12 protein-coding genes are annotated in these 13,173 nt (G+C 67.7%); 5 read left to right on the forward strand and 7 right to left on the reverse strand.

The window, feature by feature from the left end:
- The first annotated feature begins 49 nt into the window (after nucleotides 1-49).
- Nucleotides 50-3,577 carry a hybrid sensor histidine kinase/response regulator gene (locus DI041_RS07175; RefSeq protein ID WP_136639082.1) on the forward strand — a complete coding sequence of 1,176 codons (3,528 nt, stop codon included), beginning with the start codon at nucleotides 50-52 and terminating at the stop codon, nucleotides 3,575-3,577.
- 403 nt (nucleotides 3,578-3,980) lie between these two features.
- Here DI041_RS07175 and mdtD read toward each other — a convergent pair whose 3' ends face one another.
- The 5 genes from mdtD to DI041_RS07200 all read right to left on the reverse strand — a co-directional run bounded on the left by mdtD (nucleotide 3,981) and on the right by DI041_RS07200 (nucleotide 8,604).
- Nucleotides 3,981-5,390 carry a multidrug transporter subunit MdtD gene (gene mdtD / locus DI041_RS07180; protein ID WP_010482759.1) on the reverse strand — a complete coding sequence of 470 codons (1,410 nt, stop codon included), beginning with the start codon at nucleotides 5,388-5,390 and terminating at the stop codon, nucleotides 3,981-3,983.
- A gap of 92 nt (nucleotides 5,391-5,482) precedes the next feature.
- Nucleotides 5,483-6,565: a uroporphyrinogen decarboxylase gene (gene hemE, locus DI041_RS07185; RefSeq protein WP_046985072.1), complete on the reverse strand. Its 1,083-nt coding sequence runs from the start codon at nucleotides 6,563-6,565 to the stop codon at nucleotides 5,483-5,485.
- Between the two features lie 26 nt (nucleotides 6,566-6,591).
- The gene (locus tag DI041_RS07190) at nucleotides 6,592-6,831 is read right to left on the reverse strand and encodes a WGR domain-containing protein (protein ID WP_136639081.1); all 240 of its coding nucleotides are present in this window, start codon (nucleotides 6,829-6,831) and stop codon (nucleotides 6,592-6,594) included.
- A 121-nt stretch (nucleotides 6,832-6,952) separates the two neighbouring features.
- Nucleotides 6,953-8,065: a 3-dehydroquinate synthase gene (gene aroB / locus DI041_RS07195; protein WP_136639080.1), complete on the reverse strand. Its 1,113-nt coding sequence runs from the start codon at nucleotides 8,063-8,065 to the stop codon at nucleotides 6,953-6,955.
- Entirely contained in the window at nucleotides 8,062-8,604 is a 543-nt protein-coding gene (locus DI041_RS07200) for a shikimate kinase (RefSeq protein WP_046985075.1), read from the reverse strand. The genes aroB and DI041_RS07200 overlap by 4 nt, the downstream gene beginning before the upstream one ends.
- Before the next feature lie 99 nt (nucleotides 8,605-8,703).
- Between DI041_RS07200 and DI041_RS07205 the strand changes: the two genes are divergently transcribed.
- Entirely contained in the window at nucleotides 8,704-8,907 is a 204-nt protein-coding gene (locus DI041_RS07205; RefSeq protein ID WP_012511846.1) for a dodecin family protein, read from the forward strand.
- A gap of 6 nt (nucleotides 8,908-8,913) precedes the next feature.
- Here DI041_RS07205 and DI041_RS07210 read toward each other — a convergent pair whose 3' ends face one another.
- The gene (locus DI041_RS07210) at nucleotides 8,914-9,741 is read right to left on the reverse strand and encodes a kinase (RefSeq protein WP_046985076.1); all 828 of its coding nucleotides are present in this window, start codon (nucleotides 9,739-9,741) and stop codon (nucleotides 8,914-8,916) included.
- Between the two features lie 40 nt (nucleotides 9,742-9,781).
- On the opposite strand from DI041_RS07210, the gene pdxH reads away from it, so the two are divergent.
- The 3 genes from pdxH (at nucleotide 9,782) to DI041_RS07225 (ending at nucleotide 11,373) form a co-directional block, all read left to right on the forward strand.
- Complete coding sequence (pdxH, locus tag DI041_RS07215; RefSeq protein ID WP_046985077.1) at nucleotides 9,782-10,381, forward strand: pyridoxamine 5'-phosphate oxidase; 600 nt, start codon at nucleotides 9,782-9,784, stop codon at nucleotides 10,379-10,381.
- A gap of 9 nt (nucleotides 10,382-10,390) precedes the next feature.
- The gene (locus DI041_RS07220) at nucleotides 10,391-10,750 is read left to right on the forward strand and encodes a YqfO family protein (protein ID WP_088479627.1); all 360 of its coding nucleotides are present in this window, start codon (nucleotides 10,391-10,393) and stop codon (nucleotides 10,748-10,750) included.
- Between the two features lie 161 nt (nucleotides 10,751-10,911).
- Nucleotides 10,912-11,373, forward strand: a complete 462-nt coding sequence (locus DI041_RS07225; protein WP_136639079.1) for a DoxX family protein — start codon at nucleotides 10,912-10,914, stop codon at nucleotides 11,371-11,373.
- 74 nt (nucleotides 11,374-11,447) lie between these two features.
- Here DI041_RS07225 and prpR read toward each other — a convergent pair whose 3' ends face one another.
- Complete coding sequence (prpR, locus tag DI041_RS07230; RefSeq protein ID WP_136639078.1) at nucleotides 11,448-13,031, reverse strand: propionate catabolism operon regulatory protein PrpR; 1,584 nt, start codon at nucleotides 13,029-13,031, stop codon at nucleotides 11,448-11,450.
- Nucleotides 13,032-13,173 lie beyond the last annotated feature (142 nt).

The following is a 13,173-nucleotide window of genomic DNA, read 5'->3' on the forward strand; positions in this document are numbered from 1 at the left end:
GACGCCCGCAGCGCGGGAATCCATCAGAAGCAGCGTGAGGAGGCAATCGGTGGTGTATCTGCGGGCGGCGATGCTGCTGCTGGTCCTCCTGTGCTGCCTGTCGCCAGCTGCGGCGCAGCCGGTGCCGCCGAGCCCGCGCCAGGTGACGGTGTTCGATGGCCTGCCGTCCAATACGGTCAACCGCATGGCCGAGGACCGCTACGGCTACCTGTGGATCGCCACCAATGACGGCCTGGCCCGCTACGACGGCCGCAACTACCGGATCTGGCGCTCGGAAGACGGGCTGCGCGACAACCGCATCTGGACGGTGCTGGTGGATGCACGCAACCAACTCTGGATCGGTACTGAGAACGCCGGCCTGGTGCGGATGTCGGCCGACCGCCGGCAACTGCATTTCTACGACCGCAGCAGCCAGCCGCTGATGGGCACCAACACCATCTGGAGCCTGGCAACCACGCCGGACGGTTCGATCTGGTTCGGTACCCACGAAGGCGGCCTGTACCGCCTGGACAGCCAGGACCGCCTGCAGCGCTTCCTGCCGGAGGCGAACAATCCGCGCAGCCTGCCTGCTGCGTCGGTGCCGTACCTGGTCACGCTGGCCGATGGCAGCCTGTGGGTCGGCACCAAGCATGGCGTGGCGCGCTGGACCGGCACCGATTTCGAGCGCATCGGCGCCGACGTGATTCCCAGCCTGCTGATCAATGGCCTGACCAGCGAACCTGACGGCAGCCTGTGGATCAGCACGATGGCCGGCGCCACCGTGCGTCGTCCCGATGGTCGTTTCGAAACGTTGCCGTGGAAGCTGCCGCAGGGCGAGCAGGTGCTCGGCATGATGTTGCGCGACGAGCAGGGCGGGCATTGGCTGGATACCCGCAGTGGCCTGGGCCGGGCCGTGGATGGCCAGTACCAGACCGTTCCGCTGTACAGCGCGGTTGCGCGCGGCCCGGTACGACCGAACTGGACCGGCGCCTACGAGGACCGCGAAGGCGGCATCTGGCTGGCCAGCACCAATGCAGGCCTGTGGCACCTGCTGCCGCGCTGGTGGCAGTTCTCGGTGCTGTCGCGGCTCGAGGACGATGCCAGTTCGCTGCGCAATGCTTTCGTGCTCGGGACCAGTCCCTCCAGCAATGGCGGTATCTGGACGGTGGGCAGCCACGGCGCGCTGGACCGTTTCGACCCGAAGACCGGCAGGATCGAGCAGCACCGGACCTGGGTCAATGGCATGTACTGGCTGACCTCGGTGCGCGAGGACCGGCGTGGCCAGGTCTGGATCGGCTCGACCGACGCGCTGATGCGCTACGACCCCAAGCGTCGCGACCTGCGCCGGTGGGGGCGTGATGCTGGCGCCGACGCGACCATGGAAGGGGTCATCGAATCGATGATGACCTGCGATGGCGACAGCCTCTGGCTGATGCTTCCGGCCGGCCTGCAGCAGCGTGATCTGGATGGGCGCCTGCGCCGGCAGCTGGACAATGGCCAGCGTGGATTGCAGCAGGGCCAGCTCAACCTTGACGTGGAATGTGGCCCGCAGGACCACATCTGGCTGGCCAGCAGCCGTGGCCTGCTGCAGTGGTTGCCGGAGAGCGAACGATTCCAGCCGGTGCCCGGTGCACCTGCTACGGCGATCCACGCACTGCACGTGGGCCGCGATGGCCAGGTCTGGCTGTCCGAAGACGGGCGCCTGTCGCGTTACCGCTGGAGCCAGGGGCGCCTGGAACGGCAGGCCGTGATCGGTGCCGAGCAGGGCTATCCGGCAATCTCTGCCTCTGGCCTGGTGGTCGACGCGCAGGGCGTGGCCTGGGCGACCAGCGCACGCGGGCTGGTGCGGGTGGGAGCCGACGGCCAGAGCGTGCGTCTGTATGGCGTGCATGACGGCCTGCCCAGCCAGGAGTTCCGCGAGCACACACTGACGACCTCGGGCGACGGGCACCTGGTGGCGGGCACGCCGGCCGGCGTGGTGGTGTTCGACCCGGAACAGGTGCGGCCGTCGGTGCGGCGTGCACCGCTGGTGATCGAGCGTGTCGAGGTGCGCCGCAACGAGCAGGTGCTGGACCTGACCCATGACACGCCGTTGCAGATTGCCGATGGCGACCGTGACCTGCGCATCGTCGCGCGCCTGCTGTCGTTTGCGGATTCGGCCTCCAACACCTATCGCTACCGGCTGGCCGGCTACGACCCGGACTGGGTTGAAGTGGGGCCGGCCGGTGAGCGCCTGTTCTCGCGGCTGCCGCCGGGCAGCTATCGCCTGGAAGTGCAGGCGCGCTCGGCCGACCATGTCTGGTCGCGCGTGCAGAGCCTCGAATTCCGCGTGCAGCCGCCATGGTGGCGCAGCCTGTCCGGGTTGCTGGTGCTGGCGTCGATCGCACTGCTGCTGACCAGCTGGTTCGCCTGGCTGTATCGCCGCCGCCTGCAGCGTCGCCATGCCTACCAGCTGGCGCTGCACAAGCAGGAGCTGGCCGAACAGGCCTCCGCCGCCAAGACCCGTTTCCTGGCCAACCTCGGCCATGAGATCCGCACGCCGATGACCGGTGTGCTGGGCATGAGCGAACTGCTGCTGGCCTCGCCGCTGGATCCGCAGCAGCGCGGCTATACGCAGTCGATCCGCCATGCCGGCGAACACCTGCTGCATCTGGTCAATGACGCCTTGGACCTGGCGCGGATCGAATCGGGCAGGCTGGAACTGCAGTCCAAGCCGTTCGCGTTGAGTCGCCTGCTGCAGGACCTGGCCGCGTTGATGGGACCGCTGGCCGCGCAGAAGGGCCTGCGTTTCACCCTGGACAACCAGTTGCCGCCGGGGCTGCAGGCGACCGGTGATGCGATGCGGGTACGCCAGATCCTGCTCAACCTGCTGTCGAACGCGGTGAAGTTCACCAGCCGCGGGACCATCACCCTGCACGCGCGCAGTGATGGCGAACTGCGCGCGCTGCACTTCGAGGTGCGCGATACCGGTCCGGGCATCAGCCAGGAACAACAGCAACGCCTGTTCCGCCGCTTCGAGCAGGCAGACGGTGCGCGCACCGCCGCGCAGTACGGCGGCAGCGGCCTGGGCCTGGCGATCTGCCGCGAGCTGGCGCAGGCCATGCAGGGCCGGATCCAGGTTGAGAGTCAGCTGGGGCGGGGCACCTGTTTCGGCGTGACCTTGCCGTTGCCGCTGGTGGTCGACGCCGACGCCGAAGCCGCTGGCGAAGCGCACCGTGAGGAGGCGGCGAACATGCCACCGTTGCGGGTGCTGCTGGTGGAGGACGACGCCACCGTGGCTGACGTGGTGCGCGGACTGTTGAGCGCGCGTGGGCATGACGTGGTACATGCCGGCCACGCGCTGGCGGCGTTGCGCGAGATCAGTGCCGGTGACTTCGACGTCGGCCTGCTGGACCTTGACCTGCCGGGCCTGAGTGGCTTCGAGCTGGCCCAGCACCTGCGCAACCAGGGCTACATGCTGCCGCTGCTGGCGGTGACCGCGCGTACCGACCCGGATCTGCAGCAGCAGGTGGAAGCGGCCGGCATCGGTGGCTTCCTGCGCAAGCCGGTGACCGGCGAACTGCTGGTGGAAGCGATCGCCCGGGTCATGGGCAGGTAGGGTTTATTGCAGGGCTTGCAGCCCTGCACCTGCAGAATCAACGTCAACGTCAAAAGCCTGCATTCCGTGGGATGGCGGTGTGGATCCGGTTGCTGCGCAACAGGCTCCGACCCCAATCTGGAATTCGATATCTGACAGATGTGTCGACCAAGGTCGACACCTACCAACAACCGCGTGTTCCAACAGCCGCCGTTACCCGCAGCCGCGTGAACCTGTCAGAGGTGGGGCGGTGTGGGCTTGCAGGACCGTTGGCGCCATGGATGGCGCCATCGAGCCCCCATGGATGGGTTTACGGCGTGTCCTGCAAGCCCACACCATCCCGCCAACCCACGGAATGCTCGCTGTTGCTGTTGCTGTTGCTTCGGCCTCTGCGGGTGCAGGGCCGCAGGCCCTGCCGAACCCCTCACTCCGCGACGTGCTCGACCTGCCGCGGTTCGGGCTTGGTGTCGGGCAGCTGCCAGAAGATCATCGTCGAGGTCAGGGTGATCGCACCCACGCACAGGAAGGTGGCGTGCAGCGCGGCGGTGGCGCTGTTGCTGTCAAGGTGGTTGCCGAACGCCGCCAGCAGGCTGCCGGCGGCGGCGGCACCGAAACCGGCTGCGAGCATCATCACCATCGATAGCAGGCTGTTGCCGGAGCTGGCGAACTCGCGGTCCAGATCACGCAGGGTCACGGTGTTCATCACAGTGAACTGCAGCGAATTGACCGCACCGAAGAACGCCAGCTGCAGCAGGCGCCAGGCCAGATGCTGGCCGGGCGTCATCAGGATGAAGCTGGCCATCGCCAGGCCCACCAGCACGGTGTTGACCATCAGCACGCGGCGGTAGCCGTAGCGCTCGACCAGCTTCACCGCCAGCTTCTTGGACACCATGCCGGCGGCCGCCACCGGAACCATCATCAGGCCGGCGTTCATTGGGCCCAAGCCCAGGCCGACCTGCAGCAGCAACGGGATCAGCATCGGCATGGCGCTGCTGCCGATGCGCGAGAACAGGTTGCCAAGGATGCCGATGCGGTAGCTGGGTACGCGGAACAGTGCCAGCGAGAACAACGGTGCGGTGGAGTTGGCGGCGTGCAGCCAGTAACCCACCAGCGCCGCCAGGCCGGCCACGGTCATCAGCATCACCAGCGCGTGTGGCGTACCGAGCCCGGAGATGCCATCCAGCGCCAGCGACAGCACCACCATCGCAAAGGCCAGCATGATGTAGCCGCGCAGGTCGAAACGGGTGCGATGGCTGGCGTAGTGGTCGGGCATGATCTTCATCGCGGCGATGAAGCCGATCACGCCAATCGGCAGGTTGATCAGGAACACCCAGTGCCACGATGCGATCTCGACCAGCCAGCCACCCAACGTGGGGCCGATCAACGGGCCGACCAGGGCCGGGATGGCGATGAAGCTCATCGCGCGCAGGAAATCCTCGCGTGGTACCGAACGCATCACTGCCAGGCGGCCGACCGGCAGCAGCATCGCACCGCCGATACCCTGCAGCACGCGCGCACCGACCAGCTGGTGCAGGTGCTGGGCCAGCGCGCAGGCCAGCGAGCCGAGGGTGAACAGGATGATCGCCACCAGGAAGGTGCGTCGGGTGCCGTAGCGGTCGGCGATCCATCCGGAAGCGGGAATGAAGGTGGCTACCGCCAGCGCGTAGCTGAACACCACCGACTGCATCTGCAGCGGGCTTTCGCCCAGGCTGGCCGCCATCGCCGGCAAGGCCGTGTTGACGATGGTCGAGTCCAGCATCTGCATGAAGATCGCCAGCGAAACCAGCCAGAGCAGGGGGCGCTGGCGGTTGTAGGTCGATGGCGATGTGGACATGGGGTGTGGCCGGTGCGACGTGGGGGATGCCATGATCGCGCACTGCGGGTCACGGCGCGATCAAGGTTGCGCCGTGACGGCATGCCGGATGCTCAGCGCTGGCTGTGCGCGTGCACCGCGTCGACCAGCACCTGCACGTGCGCCGGGTCCATGTCCGGCGACATGCCGTGGCCGAGGTTGAATACATGTCCCTCGCGCGAGCCGCCATTGCCGGCGGCATAGGTGTCGAGCACGCGCGCGGCGGCGGCGGCGATTGCATCCGGCGAGGCATACAGCGTGGTCGGGTCGAGGTTGCCCTGCAGGGCAACGCGGCCACCGGTGCGGCGCATCGCCTCGTCCAGGTCCAGCGTCCAGTCCAGGCCCAGCGCATCGGCACCGGTCCGTGACAGCGCCTCCAAGTGCAGGCCGGTGCCCTTGCCGAACAGGATCAGCGGCGTGCGCTCGCTGCCTTCGCCACGCTCCAGGCCCTCGGCGATGCGCTGCAGGTAGCGCAGCGAGAACTCGCGGTACATCGACGGCGACAGCACGCCACCCCAGGTGTCGAACACCTGCAGCGCCTGCGCACCGGCTGCGCGCTGCGCGCCGAGGTAGGCGATGACCGCCTCGGTGGTGACTTCCAGCAGACGGTGCAGCGCCTGCGGATGGTTCAGTGCCATCGCCTTGATGCGCGCGAAGTCCTTGCTGCCGCCGCCTTCCACCATGTAGCAGGCCAGCGTCCAGGGGCTGCCGGAGAAACCGATCAGCGGCACCTGGCCATCCAGCTCGCGGCGGATCAGGCGCACCGCGTCCATCACGTAGCCCAGGTCCTGTTCCATGTCCGGCACGGCCAGCTTGGCGATGGCCGCTTCATCACGCACCGGGTGGCGGAACTTCGGGCCTTCGCCTTCGACGAAGTACAGCTCCAGCCCCATCGCATCGGGAATGGTGAGGATGTCCGAGAACAGGATCGCAGCGTCCAGCGGGAAGCGGCGCAGCGGCTGCAGGGTCACTTCGCAGGCGATCTCCGGGTTCTTGGCCATGGCCAGGAAGCTGCCGGCCTTGGCCCGGGTCGCGCGGTACTCCGGCAGGTAGCGGCCGGCCTGGCGCATCAGCCAGACGGGGGTGCAGTCCACCGGTTCGCGGCGCAGGGCGCGCAGCAGGCGATCGTTGCGGAGAGGGCTGGTCACGATGAGCATTCCTTGGGCGAAAGTTGGCAGCGGCGTCAGTCGCCGTGCAGAAGAATCTGGAAGCCGCGATGCAGTTCGGCATCGCGGGCCTTCTCGAAGGCATGGCGGGCTTCGTCGGCCTGCAGGAACAGCTCACGCCGCAGCTGCGAGCGACCACCGACGCGACCGCTCTCGCGCAGCAGCTCCCAGCCGCCGAACAGGTCCGTCTGCAGGCTCAGGCGCAGGAAGCGCGGTGCCTGGGCACCGGCGTCGGGATGTTGCAGGTAAACGTGCATGGCACCGATTGTAGCGGGGCCCGGGTGACCCCGGCCGCAACGCGGTAGTGCCGGCCGCTGGCCGGCAACTTCATGAGCGCAGCAGCTGGCCAGCGGCCGGCACTACCGGACCAGGGGATGGTCAGGCCGCGCCCAGCACCTTCAGCACCGCCGCCTCATCCACGTCCGGCACCACTTCGGCGCGGCCCATGCCACGCCACAGCACCAGGCGCAGGCGGCCGGCCACGTTCTTCTTGTCCAGCCGCATGCGGCCGAGCAGGGCCTGCGGGTCCAGTCCGGCCGGGATCGCCACCGGCAGGCCGAGGCGTTCCAGCAGCGCCTGCAGGCGCGCACGGTCGGCATCGTCGGCCAGACCCAGGTCGGTGGACAGCTTTGCCGCCAGCACCATGCCCACCGCCACCGCTTCGCCGTGGTTCAACGCATCGCGGCCCGGGGCCGAATAGCCCTGTTCGGTCTCGATGGCATGGCCGAAGGTATGGCCCAGGTTGAGCAGGGCACGCTCGCCCTTCTCGAACGGATCGCGTTCGACGATGGCGGCCTTGTGCCGGCAGCTGCGCGCGATGGCTTCGGCCAGCACTGCGTCTTCGCTGGCCAGCAGCGCATCGGCATGCTGCTGCAGCCATTCGAAGAACACCGCGTCGCCCAGTGCACCGTACTTCACCACTTCGGCCAGGCCAGCGCGCAGTTCGCGCGGCGGCAGGGTGGCCAGCACGCGGGTATCAGCGATCACCGCGCGCGGCGGATGGAACGCGCCGACCAGGTTCTTGCCGGCCGGGATGTCGACCGCGGTCTTGCCGCCCACCGACGAATCGACCATCGCCAGCAGGGTGGTCGGCAATTGCACGCAGTCCACGCCGCGCATCCAGCAGGCGGCGGCGAAACCGGCGAGGTCACCGACCACGCCGCCGCCGAGGGCGAACACGCAGGCATCGCGGGTGGCGCCGAGTGCGGCCAGCGCTTCGATCGCGCGGCCGAATTCGGCCAGGGTCTTGGAGGCTTCGCCGGCGGCCAGCACGTGCTCGCCGACGATCAGGTCGGGGCGTGCGGCCAGCAGCGCCTGCTTCACGGCGGCCAGGTAGCGCGGGGCCACTTCGCTGTCGCTGAGCAGCAGCACGTGGCGGCCGCGAACGTGCGAGGCCAGCGCAGCGCCGTCGGCCTGGGCACCGGCGCCGATGGTGATGGAGTAGGGGCGGTCGCCGCCAACGGCGACCTGCAGCAGGGCGGGGGAAGTCATGCGGTCAGGTCCTGGCGCTGCCATTGCGTAGCCAGCTTGACCACCAGGTGGGCGGTCGCGTCGGCAGCGGTATACGGGTCGGTATCGAGGGTGAGGTCGGCCAGCTCACGGTACAGTGGGTCGCGATGTGCGGCCAGATCGTGCAGCACCTGCTCGCGGTCAGGGCGCTGCAGCAGCGGCCGGCCCTTGTCGCGGGCCAGGCGCTCCAGCTGTTCGGCCACGCTGACCCGCAGATAGACCACGAATCCGCGCTGGGCGATCAGCGCACGGTTGCCCGGATCCAGTACGGCGCCGCCACCGGTGGAGACCAGCTGGCCACGGCCTTCCAGTACGCGCGCAAGCGCCTCGCGCTCATGGCTGCGGAAGCCGGTTTCGCCCGAGTGCTCGAAAATGGTCGGGATGCTGGCGCCGGCGGCATCGACGATGGCCTGGTCGACATCGACGAAGTCCAGCGTGAAGCGCTCGGCCAGGCGGCGGCCGATGCAGGTTTTACCGGCGCCCATCGGGCCGATCAGGATCAGGTTCGGAGCAGGGTTCATGCCCCTCTGATCCTAACACCTCCGTGCCTTGGCCTTTACGTTCTTCACGTCACGGTGGGGGTCCCTGCGGGGTTTCCCGCGCCTGACGGAGTAGCAGCCATGACGGTCGCCAAGGTCATCGAAATCAATGCGTCCTCGCCCAAGAGCGTGGAAGATGCCGTGCGCAGTGGCTTGAAGAAGGTATCCGGGACGGTCAAGGGCATCCAGGGCGCCTGGATCAACGAAACCAAGGTGGTGACCGATGGCAACGGCGAAATCACCGAATGGCGGGTCAATCTGCGGGTGACGTTCCTGGTGGAATAGGCGCCCTCAGCGCACCGCCTGCACCTGGCGCTGGCCGTCCAGCACCACCACGTGGTCGGCCAGGCCGGGCAGGGCATGCAGTGCCTGCCGGCTGACCCGCTCGTAATACTGTACGAAGCGCTCCAGCTGCGGCCGGCTCATGCCATGCCGGCCCGGCTGCGCCGCCTGCAGGTTCTGCTCCTGCTGCCAGCGCCAGCGCGGCACCACCGAAAAATCCGGCGGCTGCAGGAACCACAGGCGGTTGCAGCGCTGCCACAACGCCGGGTAGTCGCGGGCTAGTGCCTGATTGCACCAGCGGCGCCAACGGCCATCGGCGTCGGCCTCGCGTTCCAGCGCGTTCAACGGGCTGTCCAGTGCGTTGTCATCCTGCGCTGGTGTGCCGAGGAACCAGCCTTCGAACACCAGCAGGTCCAATGGCTGCTGCAGCTGCGGCCACTGAGCCTCAGGCAGGCGCTCGTCGGCCAGCTTGTCGAATCGTGGCATCGCAAAGGGCTGGCGTGCGGCCACCGCGTCCAGCACGGCGTGGGCCAGCGGCAGGTCGTGGGTGCCGGGCGGCCCGCGGGTGATCAGCAGCGGATGCACCTGGCGGGCCAGCCGCTGGCGCTGCGCGCGGGTCAGGTAGACATCATCGATCGACAGCGTGGCCGCGTTCAGGCCACGTGCTTGCGCGCGCGCCACCACCTGCGCCGCCAGCGTCGATTTGCCGCTCCCCTGCAGGCCGCTGATCGCCAATACTGGAACCGCTGCACCGCTGGCCAGCGCATCGTCCAGCGCCTGTTCGGCCAATGTTTCGGGGAATCCTTTCACCTGGGGCATATACGCAGCAGCGACCATGCAGCCACAATAGCCCAATCCGTGTGAGAAGAACGCAATCATGAGCGACCTGTACGCCGAAGCCCTGTCCACGTTTGCCGGCCTGTTCGAAGAGGCCAAACAGAGTCGCGAGGTCGAGCCGAATGCGATGACCGTAGCCACTGCTGATACGCAGGGCCGTCCCTCGGCGCGCACCGTGCTGCTGAAGGCCTTCGACGAGCGTGGCTTTGTCTTCTACACCCATCTGGACAGCCACAAGGGCCAGGAACTTCAGGCCAATCCGCAGGCCGCACTGCTGTTCCTGTGGCGCAGCCTGCGCGAGGCTGGCATCCAGGTGCGCATCGAAGGCCGTGTCGAACAGGTGGCAGACGCCGAGGCCGATGCCTATTTCGCCAGCCGCCCGCGCATGAGCCAGATCGGCGCGTGGGCCTCGCAGCAGTCGAAGACGCTGGCAACGCGCGAAGAGTTCGACGCGCGCGTGGCCGAGATCGAAGCCCGCTTCGAAGGCAAGGACGTGCCGCGCCCGGAGGGTTGGAGCGGCCTGCGTGTGGTACCCGACCGCATGGAGTTCTGGTACGGCGCGCAGTTCCGCCTGCATGAACGCTGGTGCTATGAAGCCGGTGCCGAAGGGCGCTGGAGCAAGCGTCTGCTGTATCCGTAAGGCTGCCCGATGCAGCGCCTGCCGCTGTACCGCGTGGTGGTGTTCGTGCCATCGGCAGCACTGGACGCGGTGAAGCAGGGCATCCTGGCGGTGGACGCGCTGGCGGCCGGCGACTACGAACACGGTATGTGGTGGTCGGCGCCGGGGTTTGAACAGTTCCGTCCACGCGTGGGTGCGACGCCCGTACGGGGTGAGGCGGGTCGCACCGAAGTGGTCGACAGCGTGCGTCTGGAATTCTGCCTGCCGCGTGATCCGCAGCGGCTTCAGCGCATCTTCGAACAGGGCATTGCGCCGCATCACCCGTGGCAGGTGCCGGTGGTGCAGGTGGAGGAAATCGAGCTGCTGCTTGCTGATGCAAGCTCCTTGTAGAGCCGAGCCATGCTCGGCTGCTGTTGCTCTGGCGCGTAAAGCAGTCGAGCATGGCTCGACTCCACAAGAGCTCGTTGTCGCGAACGGACTGGTCAGCTTCATCTGCGAGCAGGTCAGCAACCGGCACACTCCGAAGAATTCCCTCGATTTCCGGAGTCGCCATGCCTTCCTGGCGCTGCCTGTTCGCCGTACCTCCCACCCGCCGCGGCGTGGAAGCGTACCTGCTGCTGCTCGCCCGTATCGTTGCCGGTGTGATGTTCTGCGTGTCCGGCTGGAACAAGGTGTTCACCGACGCGGGGCGCGAGCGCATGGTGCATACGTTGGTTGATGCGGGCATTCCGTTCCCGGTGTTCAGTGCGCCGGTGCTCGGGGCGATCGAATGGATCGCGGGCGGCCTGTTGGTATTGGGGCTGCTCAGCCGCCCCTCTGCGTTGCTGCTGGCGGGCATCTGCGCGGTGGCTGCATTGACCGATGGCATCGCACGCATTCCTGCAGGATTGAGCGTGCTGGATTGGTTGAGCTGGTTCTTCTATCTGAGTGAAGTGCCGCTTGGGGTGCTGCTGTTATGGGTTGCGGCAGTGGGCAGCGGCCGGTTTGCGATAGAGGCGCGCTGGGCACGCTGACGGCACGCACCCTGTAGAGCCAAGCCCATGCTCGGCTGATCTTCCCGCAGAAGCAGCCGAGCATGGGCTCGGCTCTACAGGCCTTCAGCGCGCAGCCAGCGCCACAGCGTGGTGCGCGATACACCCAGCGCCTGCGCCATGCCCTCGCGATCATTGCGATGTTCCTGCAGCAGCGCTTCCAGCTGCGCACGCGGTGGGCGCTTGCCGTTGCTTTCCACCGGCAATGCTGCAACGCCCTCATTCACAAGTTCGGGCGCAAGCTGCAGCAGTCGCGCGGCATCAATCAGCCCTTCACCGGGCTGCCAGTGGATGCGCAGGCGATCCATCAGATTGCGAAGTTCGCGCACGTTGCCGGGCCATTCGGCAGCGGTCAACACCGCCAGTGCATCCTCATCCAGCGGCGCGTCGATGCCGCGCAGCTGGCGGAAGAAGTGCTGCGCCAACATCAGGATGTCACCGCGCCGCGCACGCAGCGAGGGCAGGGCAATGCGCAGCGCTGCCAAGCGGTAATACAGGTCGCGGCGGAAGCTTCCGGTGGCCGCGCGCTGCTCCAGCGACTGCAGGGTGGCGGCCACCACGCGCAGGTCCACCGGGGTCGGTTCGGTGGCGCCGACACGCAGCACTTCACGTTCTTCCAGCACTCGCAGCAGGCGGGTCTGCAGTGGCAGTGGCAGTTCGCCGATCTCATCCAGGAACAGCGTCCCGCCGTCTGCGGCTTCAACCAGGCCAACGCGGCCGCCACGACGTGCGCCGGTGAAGGCGCCATCGCTGTAGCCGAACAGTTCCGCCTCCAGCAGCGATTCACTGATCGCGCCGCAGTTCAGCGCCACGAAGCGTCCGCGACGACCGCTGGCGGCGTGCAGCTGGCGCGCCACCAGCTCCTTGCCGGTGCCGGTTTCGCCGCTGACCAGCACGGTGCTGTCATGTGGGGCATAGAGCGCGATCTGCGCGCGCACCTGCGCCATCGCGTCGCTGTCGCCGAGCAGTTCATGCGCATCGGCACGCGCTGCCGGGCGCCGGCGCGGGGCAGGGCGGTTGCTGCCGGAACGTGCCAGGGTCTGGGTCAGTTCCAGTGCATGTTCGAACGCCTGCCGCACCGAGTCGGCCGAATACAGCAGCACCCCGGGCAGGCCGGCCTGCTCGGCATGGTCGATGGCCATGCCGGTGCCGACGATCACCTCGATGCCGTTGGCGCGCAGGTCGGCGATGCAGTCGCGCGCGTCCTCGCGGGTGACGAAGCGGCGATGCTCGATATCCAGGCCGAAACTCTGCTGGAAGTTGCTGAACACCGGTACATCGCTGGCGTGGGTGACCAGGCCGATGCGCGGAGCGATGCGTCGCGCGCGCGCCAGTGCTTCCATCAGGTCGAAGCCGTTGGCCTGGATCGGCACCAGTGGCAGCTCCAGCCGACCACGCAGCCACGCCGCGTTGGAGCCGCCGGCAATCACCACATCGCAGTGCTCGCGACGCAGGCGCTGGCCGATCACCTCTACCGCCTCCTCGAAGCCGAGGTTGATCTGCTCGATGCGTGCGCGGCGGTCGAATTCGGGAATGACGTCGCCGAGCAGGCCGGTCAGCCGCGAGACGCTGACGGTCCAGATCACCGGGCGGCCGGGGTCGATATCGGCGTGGCGCAGGGGTGATCGGGGCAGGTACATGGCGGCGGGTTCGGGCGGGGTGTTTCATGATACATCTGTTTCAATGTTTCATTTGTTTCGCCGTTGCGTGCCGGTCATCCCCGTGAAATCAACCGCTTGCAGCTTGGCATGGTGCTTGCGCCTACCTTCCCGTTCTTCAACC

Origin of the sequence: Stenotrophomonas maltophilia, from assembly GCF_004920835.1 — a bacterium.
GTDB lineage: Bacteria > Pseudomonadota > Gammaproteobacteria > Xanthomonadales > Xanthomonadaceae > Stenotrophomonas > Stenotrophomonas maltophilia_AQ.